Source organism: Paracoccus versutus (assembly GCF_000763885.1).
Lineage (GTDB): Bacteria > Pseudomonadota > Alphaproteobacteria > Rhodobacterales > Rhodobacteraceae > Paracoccus > Paracoccus versutus.
Genome location: NZ_JRKO01000026.1, coordinates 61,659 through 78,673 on the forward strand (window position 1 = coordinate 61,659; position 17,015 = coordinate 78,673).

The 17,015-nt window shown below is 65.9% G+C and carries 22 protein-coding genes and 1 pseudogene; 5 read left to right on the forward strand and 18 right to left on the reverse strand.

Annotated features, from left to right (window positions below; genetic code table 11):
• Positions 1–106 precede the first annotated feature (106 nt).
• The 3 genes and pseudogenes from IT40_RS13210 to IT40_RS28640 form a co-directional block, all read right to left on the reverse strand.
• Positions 107–898, reverse strand: a complete 792-nt coding sequence (locus tag IT40_RS13210; protein ID WP_036755798.1) for an ABC transporter permease — start codon at positions 896–898, stop codon at positions 107–109.
• Positions 895–1,506 carry an ABC transporter ATP-binding protein gene (locus IT40_RS13215; protein ID WP_052095910.1) on the reverse strand — a complete coding sequence of 204 codons (612 nt, stop codon included), beginning with the start codon at positions 1,504–1,506 and terminating at the stop codon, positions 895–897. The genes IT40_RS13210 and IT40_RS13215 overlap by 4 nt, the downstream gene beginning before the upstream one ends.
• A 701-nt stretch (positions 1,507–2,207) precedes the next feature.
• Positions 2,208–2,306 (reverse strand): annotated as a pseudogene (locus tag IT40_RS28640) (IS5/IS1182 family transposase); the annotation flags it as partial.
• Positions 2,307–2,551: 245 nt separating this feature from the next.
• Here IT40_RS28640 and IT40_RS13225 point away from each other — a divergent pair.
• The 4 genes from IT40_RS13225 to IT40_RS28645 all read left to right on the forward strand — a co-directional run bounded on the left by IT40_RS13225 (position 2,552) and on the right by IT40_RS28645 (position 5,991).
• Positions 2,552–3,577 (forward strand): ABC transporter substrate-binding protein, encoded by a 1,026-nt coding sequence (locus IT40_RS13225; protein ID WP_036755802.1) that lies wholly within the window; start codon positions 2,552–2,554, stop codon positions 3,575–3,577.
• Positions 3,577–4,611 carry a FecCD family ABC transporter permease gene (locus tag IT40_RS13230; RefSeq protein ID WP_036755871.1) on the forward strand — a complete coding sequence of 345 codons (1,035 nt, stop codon included), beginning with the start codon at positions 3,577–3,579 and terminating at the stop codon, positions 4,609–4,611. Before IT40_RS13225 ends, IT40_RS13230 begins: the two co-directional genes overlap by 1 nt.
• Positions 4,608–5,372, forward strand: coding sequence for an ABC transporter ATP-binding protein (locus IT40_RS13235; protein ID WP_036755806.1), 765 nt, complete (start codon positions 4,608–4,610; stop codon positions 5,370–5,372). Before IT40_RS13230 ends, IT40_RS13235 begins: the two co-directional genes overlap by 4 nt.
• 277 nt (positions 5,373–5,649) lie before the next feature.
• On the forward strand, positions 5,650–5,991 hold the full coding sequence (locus tag IT40_RS28645; protein ID WP_157034074.1) for a hypothetical protein: 342 nt from the start codon (positions 5,650–5,652) through the stop codon (positions 5,989–5,991).
• Between the two features lie 215 nt (positions 5,992–6,206).
• Here the strand turns inward: IT40_RS28645 and IT40_RS13240 are convergent, their stop codons facing one another.
• The 3 genes from IT40_RS13240 to IT40_RS13250 are packed head-to-tail and all read right to left on the reverse strand — an operon-like array spanning position 6,207 to position 9,032.
• Entirely contained in the window at positions 6,207–6,959 is a 753-nt protein-coding gene (locus IT40_RS13240; protein WP_036755809.1) for an ABC transporter ATP-binding protein, read from the reverse strand.
• Positions 6,952–7,992, reverse strand: a complete 1,041-nt coding sequence (locus IT40_RS13245) for a FecCD family ABC transporter permease (RefSeq protein ID WP_243700113.1) — start codon at positions 7,990–7,992, stop codon at positions 6,952–6,954. Before IT40_RS13245 ends, IT40_RS13240 begins: the two co-directional genes overlap by 8 nt.
• Positions 7,989–9,032, reverse strand: a complete 1,044-nt coding sequence (locus IT40_RS13250; RefSeq protein ID WP_052095911.1) for an ABC transporter substrate-binding protein — start codon at positions 9,030–9,032, stop codon at positions 7,989–7,991. The genes IT40_RS13245 and IT40_RS13250 overlap by 4 nt, the downstream gene beginning before the upstream one ends.
• Positions 9,033–9,133: 101 nt before the next feature.
• Here IT40_RS13250 and IT40_RS13255 point away from each other — a divergent pair, with 101 nt between their 5' ends.
• Entirely contained in the window at positions 9,134–9,880 is a 747-nt protein-coding gene (locus IT40_RS13255; RefSeq protein WP_052095912.1) for a substrate-binding domain-containing protein, read from the forward strand.
• On the opposite strand, the gene IT40_RS13260 is transcribed toward IT40_RS13255, so the two are convergent.
• The 12 genes from IT40_RS13260 to IT40_RS13315 form a co-directional block, all read right to left on the reverse strand.
• Positions 9,868–10,233 carry a hypothetical protein gene (locus IT40_RS13260; protein WP_036755815.1) on the reverse strand — a complete coding sequence of 122 codons (366 nt, stop codon included), beginning with the start codon at positions 10,231–10,233 and terminating at the stop codon, positions 9,868–9,870. The two genes, IT40_RS13255 and IT40_RS13260, sit on opposite strands and share 13 nt — an antisense overlap.
• Positions 10,234–10,336: 103 nt before the next feature.
• Positions 10,337–11,290, reverse strand: a complete 954-nt coding sequence (dmeF, locus tag IT40_RS13265; protein WP_036755817.1) for a CDF family Co(II)/Ni(II) efflux transporter DmeF — start codon at positions 11,288–11,290, stop codon at positions 10,337–10,339.
• Between the two features lie 25 nt (positions 11,291–11,315).
• Positions 11,316–11,588, reverse strand: coding sequence for a metal/formaldehyde-sensitive transcriptional repressor (locus tag IT40_RS13270; protein ID WP_036755880.1), 273 nt, complete (start codon positions 11,586–11,588; stop codon positions 11,316–11,318).
• A gap of 283 nt (positions 11,589–11,871) precedes the next feature.
• Positions 11,872–12,396 carry a L,D-transpeptidase family protein gene (locus IT40_RS13275; RefSeq protein ID WP_036755882.1) on the reverse strand — a complete coding sequence of 175 codons (525 nt, stop codon included), beginning with the start codon at positions 12,394–12,396 and terminating at the stop codon, positions 11,872–11,874.
• A 22-nt stretch (positions 12,397–12,418) separates the two neighbouring features.
• Positions 12,419–12,892 carry a DUF411 domain-containing protein gene (locus IT40_RS13280; protein ID WP_116171022.1) on the reverse strand — a complete coding sequence of 158 codons (474 nt, stop codon included), beginning with the start codon at positions 12,890–12,892 and terminating at the stop codon, positions 12,419–12,421.
• A gap of 5 nt (positions 12,893–12,897) precedes the next feature.
• Positions 12,898–13,365 (reverse strand): SCO family protein, encoded by a 468-nt coding sequence (locus IT40_RS13285; RefSeq protein ID WP_341860338.1) that lies wholly within the window; start codon positions 13,363–13,365, stop codon positions 12,898–12,900.
• 131 nt (positions 13,366–13,496) lie between these two features.
• Positions 13,497–13,973 carry a copper chaperone PCu(A)C gene (locus tag IT40_RS13290; RefSeq protein ID WP_036755829.1) on the reverse strand — a complete coding sequence of 159 codons (477 nt, stop codon included), beginning with the start codon at positions 13,971–13,973 and terminating at the stop codon, positions 13,497–13,499.
• Positions 13,974–13,977: 4 nt separating this feature from the next.
• Complete coding sequence (locus IT40_RS13295; RefSeq protein WP_036755831.1) at positions 13,978–14,565, reverse strand: SCO family protein; 588 nt, start codon at positions 14,563–14,565, stop codon at positions 13,978–13,980.
• Positions 14,566–14,576: 11 nt separating this feature from the next.
• Entirely contained in the window at positions 14,577–15,236 is a 660-nt protein-coding gene (locus IT40_RS13300) for a DsbA family protein (protein ID WP_036755833.1), read from the reverse strand.
• Complete coding sequence (locus tag IT40_RS13305) at positions 15,233–15,829, reverse strand: disulfide bond formation protein B (RefSeq protein ID WP_338117902.1); 597 nt, start codon at positions 15,827–15,829, stop codon at positions 15,233–15,235. Before IT40_RS13305 ends, IT40_RS13300 begins: the two co-directional genes overlap by 4 nt.
• 4 nt (positions 15,830–15,833) lie before the next feature.
• Entirely contained in the window at positions 15,834–16,289 is a 456-nt protein-coding gene (gene lspA, locus IT40_RS13310; protein ID WP_036755836.1) for a signal peptidase II, read from the reverse strand.
• Entirely contained in the window at positions 16,286–16,867 is a 582-nt protein-coding gene (locus IT40_RS13315; protein WP_036755838.1) for a methyltransferase family protein, read from the reverse strand. Before IT40_RS13315 ends, lspA begins: the two co-directional genes overlap by 4 nt.
• Positions 16,868–17,015 lie beyond the last annotated feature (148 nt).

The window sequence follows — 17,015 nt, forward strand, 5'->3', positions numbered from 1 at the left end:
GACTGTCCTGCTGCTTTCGTAGTGATCACTACTTGGCAAGCGGGGGAAAGTAAACGCTACACGCTGAAAGCATAGGTGATCCTCTCCGATGGTTGAGCGATGGCGATCAGCTGCCGAGCCGATCAAGCCTCAGGCGCTGGCGATCATCGGTGATGCTGCGGATGAACAGCCACCCCGTCAGTGCCACGCAAACGACCGAAGCCAGGGCAAGCAGCGCCATGAGGAAGATCTGGTAGATCGCCGCCTGTGTCGGATCCTGGCCCGCCAGGACCTGACCGCTCATGATGCCCGGCAAGGTGATGATCCCGGCACCCGCCATCTGGTTGATGATCGGTATCGTGCCACTGACGATCGCGCTGCGCGACAGATCGCGGGTTGCCTCGCCCATGTCCCGGCCCAGGGCAAGCTGCGCCTCGATCCGGTTTCGGGCACCGGCGATCTGGCTCTTGAGCGCATGCAGGGTCAGTGCGGCCGAGTTCATCGCCGTCCCGAGAATGATGCCGAAAACCGGGATCACATGCTGCGCGTCGAAGGCCGGGCCCGATCTTGAAAGGCCGGTCAACCCAAGCAGCGCCACGCCGGCGGCCGATATGCACAGAATCAGCAGGTTGCGCAGGAATTCCGACCAGCGCCGCGGCCCAGACTGGCGCGCGCCGATCTCATGGGCAGCCGCGGCCAGCATGACGACCATGACCAGTCCGACCAGCAGGCCGTTTTCGGACCGAAACAGCAGGCGCAACAGATAGCCCACCGCAAGCAGTTGCAGCGACATGCGCAGCGCCGCCCAAGCAAGCCGGCGTCCGATTCCCATGTGCAGCGCCAATGACAGGCCGGCCGAACAGGATATGAGGCCGCCCGCGATCGCGATCTCACCGCTGCCAAGAGTCAGGACGCTCATGCCGGAACCCTTTCCAGCACCAGGGTATCGGTCGCCATCCGCTGGATCTGCGCGTCGTCATGGCTGACCAGAACCAGGATACCGCCCTCGGACAGAAACTCTCCCAGCAGGTTCTCGACACGCAGAACCGCATCGGAATCCAGCGCCGCGCTGGGTTCGTCGAGCAGCAGCACCGCAGGCTTGCCCAGCAGCGCACGGATCAACGCAAGGCGTTGCCGTTCGCCCGTGGAAAGCCGGTCGGGGGCGGCATCCAACAGATCGCGCGGCAGCCTCATCCTGTCCGAGAAATGCGTGGCATCGCCCTGGAAATGATCTCGCACCCTTGGCGCCCACCAGGCGCTGTCCGGGGCAACATAGGTGACGCTTCGTCGCCAGAGCGGCGCCGCCATATCACTCTGCGCCTGGCCATCCAGCCAGACCTCTCCGGTGTGAGGCACGAGATCGGCCAGAATGCGCAGGAGCGTGCTTTTGCCCGCCCCGGACCGCCCGGCCACGCACAGACACGCGCCATGGCCGATGGACAGATCCACGGGGCCGATCGACCCGGAGCCCACCTTGCGCGCGATCAGTCCCTGGCCATCGGTCGGCAATGCCTGCCTCACCTGCATTCTCCGCTGTTTTTGCTGCCCTCTTTTCGTGGCATCCAATGCTGCGCCGGGCGCGCTAGTTCTGCGCGAAGACCGTTTTGAATTGCAAGGCTTGTCGAGGCTTCGGTTCGTTCTTGCCCGAGCGGGCAAGGGTGTTGACAGGCGCCGCCGCGCATGACCCGCGGCCGGACATCGCACCCGGTCCACTGACCGCCTGACCCGCGGCTGCGCCAATTCCTTAGAGATCCGGGCCAAGACGCCCCTCTGGGAATAGCGAACGAGCCGGCTATGCAGGGTCTTGCAGGGACCATGGAACGCGTTCTGACCGGCCCTTGAATTCGGTGGCGAACTCAGCCCTCACAAATCTGCTACCGCAGCCCATACCGCTCGAGGCTGATGATCCCGCTCGGCACTTTGCCGCGCTCGCCCCCGGAGAATGAGGAATCTCGCAGAACAGTTCGCGAGGTTGCCGCCGCGTCTGTTGCAAACTCAGCCGGAAGGACCGCCCTCACGGCCAGCGTCGATCACTCAGCCTTCCGGCTCGCAATAGAAACCGTTGGGGACCGACACCAGAACGTCTGAGTCGCAGGATCGCTGCCTGATAGCGACCGCGGCAGCCAACCTGCGATACCTGCCTTCTTCTCGTGCCAGCTGCTCATCGTGGCTGCCCTGTTCGACGATGCGCCCGCCCTCGCCCACCATGATGCGGTTGGCAATCGAGGGTGGCAACCTTGGTGCGTCGCCGACAGCGCTGGTGGTGAACTCGGCGGCGCAGATTTCCAGGGTTTTCCTCGTCGATTCCCGATGTGGATCTTGCGCCATCCGCATCATGGCGAATCTTGCATCACCTGCGAGTTGCCGTCGCCGCGCCAGCTGAACTTTCATGGCTCTCGCGACCATCCGCGTGATACGCAGCGGCATCAGCCCTTCCGGGCCTGCCGCAGCTTGTCGAACGTCGCCGATGCTGCCACTCCCTGACAAATAGCCGACAAAAACAATCGACAGTTAAGGGAAGCCGTTATAGGGAAGGGCACTGCAAGCTGGACAAACCCGAGAGCGCCCTTCCATGACTTCGACCCAAGCGACCCGATCGCTCCATATCGCCGCCGTCGCCTGTATCTTCGCCGCTCCGGCAGCTGTTGCGGCACCGACCAGCTACCCCCTGACGATCGAGAATTGCGGTGAGAGCCTGACCTTCGAAAGCGCCCCGCAAAAGGCTGTCGCCCTTGGCCAGAACAGCGCCGAGATCATGCTGCTGCTGGGTCTTGAGGACCGCATGGCGGCGACCGCCTTCTGGCCGAACAAGGTGCTGCCGGAACTCGCCGAGGCCAATGAAAAGGTCGAGCTTCTGACGGTCGAGTTTCCGACGCTCGAAAGCGTGCTCGCGACCGAGCCGGATTTCGTCGCGGCTCAACTGCCGACCCTGCTCGGCAACGACAGCAAGGTGGCGAAGCGGTCGGATTTCCACGACCTGGGGATCCCGAGCTATCTGTCGCCAAGTGCCTGCTCAACCTTGCAGAACACCGGGGACGCCTATGGCAGCCGCGAGAGCCTTTGGAACATGGAGTTGATGTATCAAGAGATCGACGAGCTTTCGCGCATCTTCGACGTCGCAGATCGTGGACAAGCGTTGATCGCCGATTTCCGTGCCCGTGAAGCGGCGCTTCGCGAAACCTTCGGTCGGAACGACGACCTGACATTCCTGTTCTGGTTCTCCAGTCCCTCCCCTTCGGACGACGCCTATCTGGGCGGCGGCAACGGTCCCTCGGGCTACATCGCGGACATTCTGGGGGGCCGTAACGCCATCGAGACCGAAACCGAATGGCCGACCGTCGGGTGGGAGGGCATCATCGCTGCCGATCCGACCGTCTTTGTCGTCGCGCAGGTCGATCGCAACCGTTGGGATCTGGACACGGCCGCGAACAAGCGCGACTTCCTGACAAACGACCCGACGGTCAGCCAACTGGACGCCGTGCGCGAGGGCCGCATCATCGAAATGCGTGGGGCGGCGATGAATCCGGGCATCCAGACGCTCTATGGTGCGGAAGAGGTTGGGCGCGAGCTTGAAAAACTGCTCCCGGCCAAGGAATGATGACCCGCCTCTTTCGGGGCGAGACCGCAGGTTTTGCTCTTTTCCTTCTTCTGTCGCCAGCGGTCCTGCTGCTGGCGATCGCGGTTTCCGCAGCGATTGGCGACTATACGATTTCGCTGCGCACCGTCGGCCTGGCCGTGACCAACGGGCTGGGCCTGACCGATGCGGAACTCCCCAGGATCGCGGAAAGCGTGGTCTGGAGCCTGCGCCTCAGCCGTGCGCTGGTTGCGGCGCTTTGTGGCGCGGGACTGGCGCTCTGCGGTGCGATCCTGCAGGCGCTCCTGCGCAATCCGCTGGCCGAGCCCTTCGTTCTGGGCGTGTCGGCCGGTGCCTCGACCGGCGCGGTCTGCGTCATCGTGCTGGGGATCGGCGCGGGAGCCATTTCACTCTCGCTCGGGGCTTTCGCCGGGGCATTCGCGGCCTTCGCCTTTGTTGCGCTTCTGTCGAACGGGGCAACCAGCGGGCCCAATCACACCATTCTCGCCGGGGTCGCGGCCTCGCAGCTCTTCAATGCGCTGACATCCTATATCGTGTCGACCTCGGGGAACGCCCAGCAGGCGCGCGATGTCATGTTCTGGCTTCTGGGCAGCTTCGGCGGCGCGCGCTGGCCGGATTTTCACCTCTTGCTCGTGGTGGTGCTGGCCGGTCTGGCGATCTGCATCTGGACCGCGCGCGCCCTTGATGCCTTTACCTTCGGGGATGAGGATGCAGCCTCGCTCGGCATTCCTGTGACACGGATCCGGCTGGTCCTGTTCGCGGTCACGGCAATGATGACCGCGACGATCGTCAGCATCGTGGGCGCGGTCGGCTTCGTCGGGCTGGTCGTGCCCCATGCGGCACGGTTCATCGTCGGCCCGATACATATGCGGCTGCTGCCCGCCTCGGCTGTTGTCGGGGCAATCTTCATGGTGCTCGCTGATATCTTCTCGCGTGTCGTGGTGCCGCAGCAGACCGTGCCCATCGGCGTCGTCACCGCTCTGATCGGCGTCCCGTTCTTTGCCATTCTGCTTTACCGCGCGAGGCCGCAGAAATGAGCGTTCGTGCCGAGAATCTGGTCTGGGGCGTCAAGCGGCGCGTCATCGTGGACGACGTGTCGCTGGTGGTTGAGCCGAATGAAACGCTGGGGCTGATCGGGCCGAACGGGTCGGGAAAATCGTCGCTTCTGCGGCTGCTGGCAGGGTTGCGCCGTCCGGCACGCGGCACGGTCGCAATCAATGGCAAGCCGATTGCCGGCTATGGGGGCAAGGAACTGGCGCGTATCGTGGCCTTCGTGCAGCAAAGCGCCTCGACCGATACGAATGTTGCGGTCGAGGACGTGGTGCGCCTGGGACGAACGCCGCACCGCTCGGCGCTGGGAGCCTGGACGCCTCTGGATGGGGATGCGGTGCGGCGAGCACTCGAGCAGGTCGACATGTTCACGCGGCGCGGCCAGAGGTGGCAAACCCTGTCGGGCGGCGAGCGCCAGCGCGCGCATATCGGACGCGCCCTGGCGCAGGAACCGTCGATCATGTTCCTCGATGAGCCGACCAACCACCTGGATATTCACCATCAGATCGAAATCCTGCGGCTGGTGCGCGATCTGAAAATCACCAGCATCGTCGCCTTGCACGATCTCAATCTCGCGTCGCTGTTTTGTGACCGGATCGTGGTGCTGGAGGCGGGCCGCATCGTGGCTTCGGGCCGTCCCGAAGCGGTATTGACCGAAGACCTGTTGCGAGACGTGTTCAAGGTCGAGGCTCGGGTCAGGCGCGGGCTCGATCATGGCAAGCCGGAGATTTCATTTGCTGTAGCATAGGACAGGGGAAGTCGAACACACTGGCGGCAGTCCTGGAAATATTGCCCCAGAACACGAACTGTCAGCTCTTCGCCGCCACGCTGCTGGACGAGGCAGTGATGGCCCCCTGCCTTCACTGCTCACGCGGTCTCATCCCACAGCGCAGGCATGGTCCTCCCAACGGGTGGAATGGGCTGGTTTTTCCAAGGTGCCTTTCTCGGCCAAGCAATATGGCCTCCGCCGGCAGGCATGTCCGCAAGGGGGGGCTTTACGATCATTGTGCCGGCCGCGGACACCGATGGGCAAGATCAAGGGCAGCACCTGCAGGACACCGAGCCTGGACGTGGAGCGCAAGCCGAATACCGCGGAGAGCAACCTCCTCTCCGGCGACCGGATCGACATCCTGTTTGAGCGGGGGAAGGAGTTCGCGCGACGACATCCGGCGCGGGGGCTACCAGTGCGTGAAGCAACGGGAGGTGGTCAGCCGCGATTGAGGCAGTGCAGCGACAGCCAGTTTCCTGGCGACAGCGACCAGCGCCACGTCGGCCCTTCGTTTGCATCAGCCGCATTCCCCGGATTTGATCTGGGATCCGGCAATGGTCCGCATGAGCAGAAAATTCGCCGCCGCGTAGAATGTTGACCGGACATCGCGGTCGCCCGCTCGCGATTATCCGCCTCCGCCGACTGGTATCGGCGCAGCCCCAGCCCAGAGTGGGCGACAGGCCGAAAACCCCCGGAACGGCTCAAGGACGAAGCAATGTAGGCCAGTGGCGAGAGCGGCGGCCATCTTACCCGAGTAAAAAGCAATCTGCGCTACGCCGCTGCCTTAACTCATTACCGGCAAGCGTCTCTTTCCTATGCGCCGTAGAGGGGCACGACGGAGCGGAACCCACGCTCCTCCGCCTGCACATCCAGGATCTTCACCGGCAAACCGTAAAGCATCTCGATCCGGCTCTCGGTCAAAGCCTCATGGCAGGGTCCAAAGACCGCGCCCTCCGGCAGCATCAGCAGCGCCGTGTCAGCAACGGCCAGCGCGTGGTTGGGCTGATGCGTGGTCATGACCACCGCCAGCCCGCGGTCGGCCAGCCTGCGCACGAGGCGCAGCACCCGGTCCTGGTTGCCAAGGTCCAGCGCCGAGGCGGGCTCGTCCAGAAACAGCGCCGCAGGTTCGGCCGCGATGGCACGCGCGATCAGCACCATCTGACGCTGGCCGCCCGACAAGGCGTCGAAACGCTCGGCCGCCTTGTCGGCAAGGCCGATCACCGCCAGTGCCTCCAGCGCAATCTCGCGGTCGCGGCTGCCCAGCATGCGCAGCAATCCGATATGGCGCGCGCGGCCCATCAGCACCATGTCGATCACGCGATAGGGGAAGGCGCGGGCGAAATCCTGCGGCACCAGCGCCGCGGTGCCGGCCACCGTGATCCGTCCCCGGGTCGGGGCGCGCAGCCCGGTAGCGACCCGCAGCAGCGTGGACTTGCCGCAGCCATTGGCGCCCAGCACGGCCGCAACCTGACCCGCCGCGATCGCAAAATCCAGGTCGCGGAACTGCCAGCGGGTGCCGTCCCAGGAATGCGCGGCCCCTTCGGCGCGGATCAGCGGCTCAGCCATCCATCCGCCTTTCCCGCGTCCGCCACAGCAGGACCGCGAACATCGGCGTGCCGATCAGCGCGGTCAGGATGCCGAGGGGTATTTCCGAGGCGCTCATGCTGCGCGCGGCATCGTCCACCAGCAGCAGGAACGATCCGCCAAGCAGCGTCGAGGCCGGCAGCAGCACCCGGTGATCGGCACCGACCAGCATTCGCGCCAGATGCGGCACCACCAGCCCGACCCAGCCGACCATGCCGGACACCGCGACCTGCGCCGAGACGATCATCGCCGTCAGCGCCAGCAGCAGCCAGCGCAGTCCCGTGACCGGCAACCCCAAGGCACGGGCATCCTCGTCGCCCATCGACAGGATGTTGATCCGCCAGCGCAGCGCCAGAAGCCCCGCCGCGCAGGGCAGGACCGGCCCCGCCAGCAGCGCCGCCTTGCCCGCATCGGCGGTGGCAAAGCTGCCCAGCAGCCAGAACACGATCACCGGCAGCTTGTCCTGGCTGTCGGCGGTGAACTGCACCAGGCTGACCAGCGCCCCGAAGAAGCCCGAGACCACGACCCCCGCCAGCACCAGAACGAGGATATTGCTGCGCGACACGACCGAGGCAAAAAGCCAGACCAGCACCAGCGCCGACAACCCGAAGGCGAAGGCCGCGCCCACCAGCCCCAGATGCTGCCAGCCCAGCAGGATCGCCAGCGTCCCGCCGAAGGCCGCGCCCGACGAGACGCCCACCACCTGCGGGCCGACCAGCGGATTGCGGAACAGCCCTTGCAGCGAGGCCCCCGCCAGCGCCAGCCCCGCCCCGGCCAGCACGGCCATGGTGACGCGCGGCAGGCGGACCACGACGATCACGCTCCATTCCAGCGGCGTGACCGGCTCGACCGGCGCGAGCCAGGGCGAAAGCAGGATCCGCAGCACGCGCCCCGGCGGAATGTCGATGCGACCGACACCGAGTGAAGCGATGGCTGTGGCGACCAGCACCGCCGCCAGCGCCCACAGGATCCGGGTCTCGCGTCGTGCGGCGGCGACGGACAGCGCGGCGGTCACGGCTGATAGGGCACGCGGTAGAAGCGGCGGTAATAGCCGTCGGCATGGGCTTCCATGTCGATGTCCTCGAAGCGTTCGGGATAAAGCGTCTTGGCCATCCACAGCTCGCCCAGGGCCATGGCCTCGGGCATCGGATAGCCCCAGGCCTTGGCATATTCCGGCATCAGCCAGACCCGACCTGCCGTGACCGCGTCGATGGGCTGCCAGGCCGCGCCGGACTTGATCTCGTCCACCACCTGCGGATAGCGGTCCTGGACGAAGATGACCTGCGGGTTCCAGCCCAGGATCTCTTCCATCGTGACCTGCTTGTAGCCCTGGATCGAGTCCGCCGCGACGTTCTTTGCCCCGGCATAGGCCATCATCAGCCCGGTATACTTGCCGGTGCCATAGGTGGTCAGGTCCGGGTTCGCCATATAGGCGCGGACGCGATCGCCCTCGGCCACGTCGGCCAGCCGTTCGGCCACCAGCGCCCGCGACTCGGTCGCCGCCGCGATCAGGTCCTCGCCGGCCTCGGCCTTGCCGAATACTTCGGCGATCAGCCGCACGCCTTCGCGGAAGCCGGTGTCATAGGCCGCGGCCTCGTCGCCGCTAACCACGGGGCTTTGCTTGACCGCCTCCTCGGGCGGCACGTCAAGAAGCGAGATCGCCACCACCGGCAGGCCGACGGATTCGATCTGCTCACGCATCTCGGCCGGGGCATAATTGGTGACGAAGACGACATCGGGCTTCAGCGCCAGCAATTCCTCGATGTTCACGCTGGTCAGGCCGCCGGGCGTGCCGAGATCCTCGATCCCCGGCGCCAGCCGCGCGAAACCGGAACCGAGCTGCTTTTTCCATTCGTCCAGCACGCCGGCGACCTGGCCCTGCGCATCAAGCTGCACGGCGATGTTCAACGTCTGGTGCTGCAGGACGACGGCACGCTCGACGGTGTCGGGAATGGTCACCTCGCGCCCGATCTGGTCCGTGACGGTGCGGTCGGCAAGCGCGGGCGAGATAAGCGCGAGCGACAGGCCCAGGGCAAGCGCAGGCCGCGATGCCATTCGGCGATCAAAACATGTCATCGATGTCCCTCCGGCCTGTCATGCACAGGCGATTCGATATATCTAGTTAAGCATATCGCGTGACGCAGGACAGGATGGGAATGCCGCAAATCACTTTCGCCGTGGCGGGCAGCCTGGCCGCGGCGCTGACGGACTTCGCCCGCGCGTTCACCGCAAGGACGGGGCATGAGGTCCAGGTCCATCGCGGCCCGGCCGGACTGCTGGCCGAGGCGATCCGGGAGGGCCTGCCGGTCGATGTCTTCGTCTCGGCCAGCCCGCACGGGCCGGAGGCGCTGCATCGCGAGGGCCTGTTCGGCCCGCCCTGCACCATCGCCCGGAACCGCATGGTGCTGGTGGCCCGTCCGGGGCTGGAATCGTCCGCCGAGGATCCTCTGGCCCTGCTGGCCGATCCACGCTGGCGTATCGGCATGTCAACGCCCCGTGCGGATCCCGGCGGCGACTATGCCGCAGCCTTCCTGGAGAGGCTCAAGACCGAAGATCCCCGACGCTGGCAGGATCTCGGCCCGCGTTGCGTCAGCCTTTACGGTGCCGTGCTGCCGGACCCGCATGAGCCGCTCCGCAGCCCGGCGCTCGCGGCCTTGATCGAGGGCCAGGCCGACATGCTGATCGTCTATGCGACCACGGCCGACCGGATCGCGCAGGCCCTTCCCGGAACACGGGTCCTGCCGCTGCCGCTGGAACTGGCGCCCCTGACCGAGATCTGCGCCTGCGTGCGATGCGACGGCCCCAAGCCGGCACACCGTTTCTTCGAGGCATTGCAAGGCGCGGATTGCAGGCCGATCCTGCGCCAACACGGCTTTCTCGCCGTCCCCGGTCAGCCCGGATAACCGAACCGCCCCTGCGCGTCCGGCCATGTCCAGATGCGGTCGTCGGCGAGGATCGCATCCACGACCGCTTCCGCCCTCGGTCGGGCACTTGGGTTGTCACCCATCTCCATATGCTCGGTCTCGATCTCGACCAGGAACGCGACAACCTCATCGCGGGGCGTTCCCCGACGCAGTTGCGAGGCTGCCGCGATCAGATAGCTGTCATATTCGTCCGCAAAGGACAGGTTGGCCTCGTCGTCCCAGCTGCCCGGCCGGCTTTCCGGGTCCAGCAAGCCGATGGGATCCCAGAGCGTCCAGCCGATATCGCGCAGCTTCGTCAGCTTGAGGCCGGATTGCGGTGCGATCTCGGTCATGGCGTCGTCGTGGCAAGGGCTGGAAGATGGGCCAGCTTCGCACAGGCCGGCGAATGGCCGCAACGGGTTCCGGAATCCGCGGCCGACCCACCATGGCATCATCTCAGGCGGCGCTGCTCACCCGCTCGACCTCGACGGTGATATGGGAAAGCGCGTGGATCCGCGCGAGGCGCGACTTGTAATGCGAGGGCGCCTGCGGATCGCTCGACACCAGCGAGACGATGGTGGCATGATGCCCCGGCCCGACCTGCCAGACATGCAGGTCGGCGATGCGGTCGGTCTCGGTCTCGATCGCCGCGCGGATTTCGCCAGGCAGGTCCTCGTCTTCCGGCACCCGGTCCAGCAGCACGGCGCCGGAATCGCGGATCAGCCCCCAGGACCAGCGCGCGATCACCAGCGCGCCCACGACGCCCATCAGCGGATCGGCCCAGAGCCAACCATAGCTGCGCCCGGCCAGCAGCGCCACGATGGCCAGGATCGAGGTCAGCGCATCCGCCAGCACATGCAGATAGGCGGCGCGGAGATTGTTGTCCCGCGCATGGCCATGGTGGTCATGATCGTGGTGATGATGCCCATGCCCATGCCCGTGGCGATGGGAATGGTCGTCCCGGAGCAGCCAGGCGCAGGCAAGGTTCACCACCAGCCCGACCACCGCGACACCGATGGCCTGCCCAAAGCGGATCTCGACCGGGTTGGCCAGCCGCATCAGGCTCTCCCAGCCGATCAGCAGCGCGATCAGGGCCAGCACGACGGCGCTGGCGAAGCCGCCGAGATCGCCCAGCTTGCCGGTGCCGAAGCTGAAGCGCGTGTCGCCGACATGGCGGCGGGCATAGAGATAGGCCAGCGCGGTGATCAGCATCGCCCCGGCATGGGTGGACATGTGCCAGCCGTCGGCCACCAACGCCATCGAGCCGTAGAGCGTGCCGGCGGCGATCTCGGCCACCATCATCGAAGCCGTCAGGGCGATGACCAGCCAGACCCGGTGCTCATTGCGCCGGTGGTGCTGACCCAGGAAGTCGTGCCCGTGGGTATGGGCGGAGATGTCGATTGCGGACATGGCCGTTGCTCCCGCCGCCGCGCGGCTATTTCATGTAGGTCCGGATGACGTCGATCAGTTCCTCGCCGCCCTGCCGGCGCTCGGCCTCGGTCTCGGCGTGAAGCACGTGCTCGCGCAGATGGTCCTCCATCACCTCCGCCGTCAGCCCGCTCATCGCGCCGCGGGCCGAGGCGAGCTGGCGCAGGATCTCGCCGCAGGGCTTCTCGGCCTCGAGTGCGCGCTCGATCCCCTCGATCTGGCCCCTGAGGCGGCGGACCCGCGCGATCAGCTTTTCCTTGTCGCGGATGGTGTGGGACATGGCGGCGGCGATCCTCGGCTTCATATGATATGGGGGACTATACTATATAAGGCGAGGTCGGGGAAGCCGGGGAATGGATGAGGGCTAACGATGCCTTCGCTGTCCGCTATTCCACGGACGATGGCACAGACCATCTATCGATCACAAAAGTCCCCTGCTTTTATGCAGCCCGTTTAGTGAACAGAGGTCGACCGGCAATTCCTGCGTCCAACCGAGGGCTGCGCAAATCACATGAGAGCACAAAGATGTCCAACATCGAAAACCGCATCTCTCCACCTCCATCTCACGAATAGATCACGACCGGCACGCCGGGTTGCAGCATGGCGTAGATGTCCTCGATCTCTTCGTCGCTGACGGTGATGCAGCCGGCTGTCCAGTCCCGATTCTTGCGGACCCGTTCATTGCCTTCGGGCCCGCGGCCGTGGAACATGATGTCCCCGCCCGGATCGCGTCCCAGTCGTTCAGCGAGGGCACGGTCGCGGTCGTTCGGATAGGAAATGCCCACGGAGAGATGATAGCGGCTGCGGGGGTTGAAACGGTCAATGAAATAGAGCCCTTCCGGCGTCTTGCCGTCGCCCTCGAACTGCTTGTGGCCGATGGGCTGGAAGCCCAGGCCGAAATCGTAGGATTTCAGCACCGTCTGGCCGCTCACCAGGTGCAAGCGGCGCTGGCCCTTGTAGACCACGACCTGGGTGACCGGAGGACCGGAATAAGACTTGAACTGCGGTCGCTTCGGCTGGGGCGCACCACAGGCTGCGAGGGCGGAAAGACCTGCCAGGGAAAAATGGCGCCGGTTCAAGGAAATCATGCGGTATTGCTCCTGAAACGGGTCAGCGGCCATCAGCAGCGGGATAGCTGCTGAAGATCTCGGTGCTGCCGTCCTTGCGGATCAGCAGGACATCATAGGCCTCGCGTTCAGATTCCGGTCCCATGCCGGGGCTGCCATAGGGCATGCCCGGAACCGCCAGCCCGGCGGCGTCGGGTCGATCCTGCAACAGCCGGCGAATATCCTCGACCGGAACATGCCCCTCCAGGAAATACCCGTCGATCTCGCCGGTATGGCAGGAGGCGTGCTCGACCGGCACACCCCTGTCGATCTTGTGCTTCATCAGAAGGGTGCCGAAGCGCTTTTCCGAGGTCACCTCGAAGCCTTGCTGGCGCAGATGGTTCGTCCATTCGACGCAGCATTCGCAACCCTGCCCTTCGACGACATGGAGGGCCGGGTGCGGGTTCTGCGCCGTGGCGGCAAGGGGGACGGCCAGCAAGGCAACGGCGATCAACGCGCTGCGGCTTGCGGTAGACATGGTTCTCATTCGATGGCCCTTCGGATCTTCGGGACCGCGAACTGGCGATCCTCGTGGAAATCGATGATGCTCGACAATGCGCCCGACGGCCGAAAGACGTAGACGCCGGATGTATGATTCATCGTGTAATCGCCATCGTCACGCGGAACACGTTCGTATTTGACGGCAAAGCCGGCGGCCGCCTTGGCAATGTCCTCGGGCGATCCGGTCAGACCCCGGATGCGGGGATCGAAGTTCGACAGGTATTCGCCAAGGACCTGCGGACTGTCGCGTTTGGGATCGACGGTGATCAGGCTGACGCGGATGCGGTCGGCATCCGGTCCCAGGTCGTCCAGCCAACCGGAGATGTCCATCAGCGTCGTGGGACAGACATCGGGACACCAGGTGAAACCGAAGAAGACCATGCTGGCCTGCCCGAGCCAATCGCGCGGCGCGACGCGAGTGCCGTGATCGTCGGTCAGTTCCCAGGCCATGCGGGACAGGTCCATCCTCTCGCCATCGCGGGCGCCCTCGCCCCCTCTCGGCGGGGGCGGATCACCGCCGCGCCAGGCACCCAGCCCCATCATGAAGCCGAAGGCTCCCGCCAGGCCCGCCGCACCCAGGATCAGCCCGCGGCGTCGCATTCCGCCCCCTGTGCGCGTATCGACAGGACCGGGGCGTCGATCTCGACCGAGCCGGCCCGTTCGAACCGCAACACCACCGGAAAGGTCTCGCCTTCGGCAAGCGGCGCGGTCAGCTCCATCAGCATGCCATGATAGCCGCCGGGAGCCAGACTGACGGTCTCGCCAGCCGGAATGTCGATCGCCTCGGCATGCGGCATCGAGGCGACGCCGTCCTTGACCACGGTCCGGTGCAGCATCGGCATGGCGGCGACCGGGGTGTCGATCCCCGTCAGCCGGTCGCCGGTCTCGCCATCGTTGCGGATCTCGACATAGAAGACCGCCGGACGGGCGGTGCCGATGGTGGCGCGCGACCAGGCACCGGTGACGGTCAGGTCGCCCGCCGAGACGCTGGCGCATTCGGCCGCGGCGGCCAGGGGCAGCATGACGGCAAGCCCAAGCACAATTGCGAAGCGTTTCATCGGTTCAGATCCTTTCCTGGATATCCGCCAGAATCTCGGCTGCGGGGGTCTCATGGGGGAATTGGCGCAGCCATTCGCCATCCGGGCCGATCAAAAACAGCCCCGGACTATGCGACATGGTGTAGCCATCGGGTGCGGCCGGGGATTCCTCGCGCTCGAAATGGATCCTGAAGCTCTCGGCGGCCGCCTGCGTCGCGGCCCCGTCGCCGGCAAGGCCGAGGATCGCCGGATGGAAGGCCGCCAGATATTCGGACAGCCCCTGCCCGCGGTCCCGTTGGGGGTCCATGGAAATGAACAGCGGCTGCACCTTGTCCGCCTCCGATCCCAGGTCGTTCATCACCAGTGCCACCTCGGACATGGTCGTCGGGCAGACGTCGGGGCAGTTGGTGAAGCCGAAGAAGACCAGCGCGAGCCTGCCGCGGAAATCCTCCATGCCATAGGTCCGCCCGGCCGCGTCCTGCAATGCGAAATCGGGACGGAAGGCGGCTTGGGATGGCTCACGCCGCCTTCCGGCCCATTGCAAGGCAAGAACACCCGCCAGCGCCACGGCCACCAGCGCCCAGAGGACCAGCCTGATCCGTCGCAGGTTCATCGGCGGCCCCCTTACTGCGCGTTCACGGCGTCGGTGACGGCCGCGCGCAGTTTTTCGATGCTCAGATCCGTCAGCCTTTCGCCATTGAGGAAGAAGGTCGGCGTGCCCCGGATCTGCAGCACCTCCACATCCGCCATGTCCTGGTTCAGGACGGCGGTTATCGCCGGGTGCAGCCGGTCCGACCCGGCCTTGGCAAGATCCAGCCCCGCTTCGCCAGCGACCTGCCAGGCCCAGTCCAGCCGCGGAGCACCGTGTGCCGCCCAGCGGGGCTGCTGATCAAGCAGGGCGTCGAGCACGGGCACAAACCTGTCCTGCATCCTTGCGGCTTCCAGGATGCGCACGGCCTCGTCCGATCCCTGGTGGAAGGGGGCATAGCGCAGCACGACGCGCAGCTGTTCGGGATGGTCCCGCAGCAGCCGGCTGACCGCGGGATGGAAAGCGCGGCAGGCCTCGCAGGAGGGATCGAAGAACTCGACCAGCGTCACCGGCGCATCCGCGGATCCAAGGATCGGGGAATGCGGTCGGACCAGCGCATCGGGCTGGGCTTGCAGGGTCTCGGCGACAGCGGCGGTCTGCGCGGCCTCGCGCCGCCGGGCGACCTGCCAGGCCCCACCTGCGAAGGCGGCCGCGCCGAGGACGAGGCTGCCGATGACGATGGTTCTGCGGTTCACGTTGGTTTTCCTTTCCTGAGGCCAAGGCACAGTGCGATCCCGGCGAAGGCGCCAAGCGAGAGATAGGGGATCGGCAGGCCGATGATGGTCATCTGCGCCCGGTTCGAGCAGGAGGGGCCGTCCCGGGTGCAGGGGCTGGCGGTCTCGGGGATCAGCCCGGCGTAAAGGCCGGAATGCCAGAGCGCGATGGCCAGACCGGCCGACACCAACGGCAGGGCATAGAACCATGCGCCCGCGTCCCCGCGCCACAAGCCGATGGCCAGCACCGGCACCAGCGGGAACATCGCGATCCGCTGATACCAGCACAGGGTGCAGGGCATCTGGCCCAGCACCTCGCCGATGAACAGCGCGCCCAGAGTTGCCGCCAGAGCAGTCAGAAAAGCAGCAAGCAGCAGTATTTCGGCGGCGGAGGTGACAGCGCGGTTACCCTGCATCATGCGCTCAGGCCCCTGGATCGCGGAAACCTTTGTTCGTCCGGCCAATGGCGTGGGAACCGGGCAGTTGCGAGACTTGAGCGCAGCACGGTTTCCCCAGATATACAGCCCAAGATAGGCAACGAGTATGAGCGCGGCGGCGATAAGAGTTTCCTTCATGGCGCTAGGTCCTTTTCGCCATGGGGAGCAGGAACAGCACCGCGCCCAGAAAGATCGCGATGTCCGCGCCATTGAAGGCCGGCCAATGCTGGTCGCCCCAATAGAAATCCAGGAAATCCGTCACCCTGCCTTGCCGGAGCCGGTCCAGGACATTCCCTGCCGCTCCGCCCACGATCAACGCATGACCCACCGCCTCGAACGGATGGCGGGCACGCAAGGCCATGAGGGCGAAGAAGACGGTCAGCGCCGCCGTCAGCGCGGCCATGGCCAGCGGCCGTGTCGCCATGATTTCGGCGAACAACCCGAAGCTTGCGCCGGTATTGAAGCCAAGAGCGAGGTTGAAACCGGGAAAGACCACGACGGGCCGTCCCTGCTCCAGCAAGGACAGCGCCGCGGACTTGCTCGCCTGGTCCAGCAGCAGAACCAGCAGGACGACCAGAAGAAGGCTGTGCGGTCTCAAGTCCGTTCCTCCCGGCGAAGGCCGATCCAGCGCGGCACCTGCCGCGCCCATCGGTCATAGGCCCCGCCATGACGGGCGCGCAGCAGGCGCTCCTCGCTGCGGATCTGGACGGATGCAGAGGCGGCGAACAGCGCCAGCCCGGCCAGCGTCAGCACCGACGGGCTGGCCAGCAGGACACCGGCCAGAAGCAGGAACTGGCCCAGGAAGGTCGGGTTGCGGCTGATCCTGAACGGTCCGGTGGTGACCAGCGGCCCTTCCTCGCCAGCGCGCAGCCCGACGCGCCACGACGCCCCCATCGCCATCTGCGCGCCGAAGGCCACCGCCATGCCGAGGGCGGCCAACGCGACGCCTGCAACCTGCAGTCCCGTGGGCAGGGCTGTGGAACTGGCCACGACCGGGCCGACCAGCGCCAGCAGGAAACCCAGACGAAAGCCCATGGCCGCCAGGCGGTCGCGGCCCCGCGCATGGGCGAACAGCCAGACCGGCTGGCCTGCCGCGCGTCGCGCCTCGGCCGAGCCCCAGAAGAACAGGGCCAGATAGCAGATCAGGATCAGCCACACGGCCAGGGCGAGCGGCATCAGCTCTGCTCCGGGCGGAAGCCCAGCAGGCGCAGGGCATTGAGCGTGACCAGCACGGTCGCGCCGGTATCGGCCAGGATGGCGATCCACAGCCCGGTGATGCCGAGGACCGAGGTCACCAGGAACACCGCCTTCAGCCCCAGCGCGA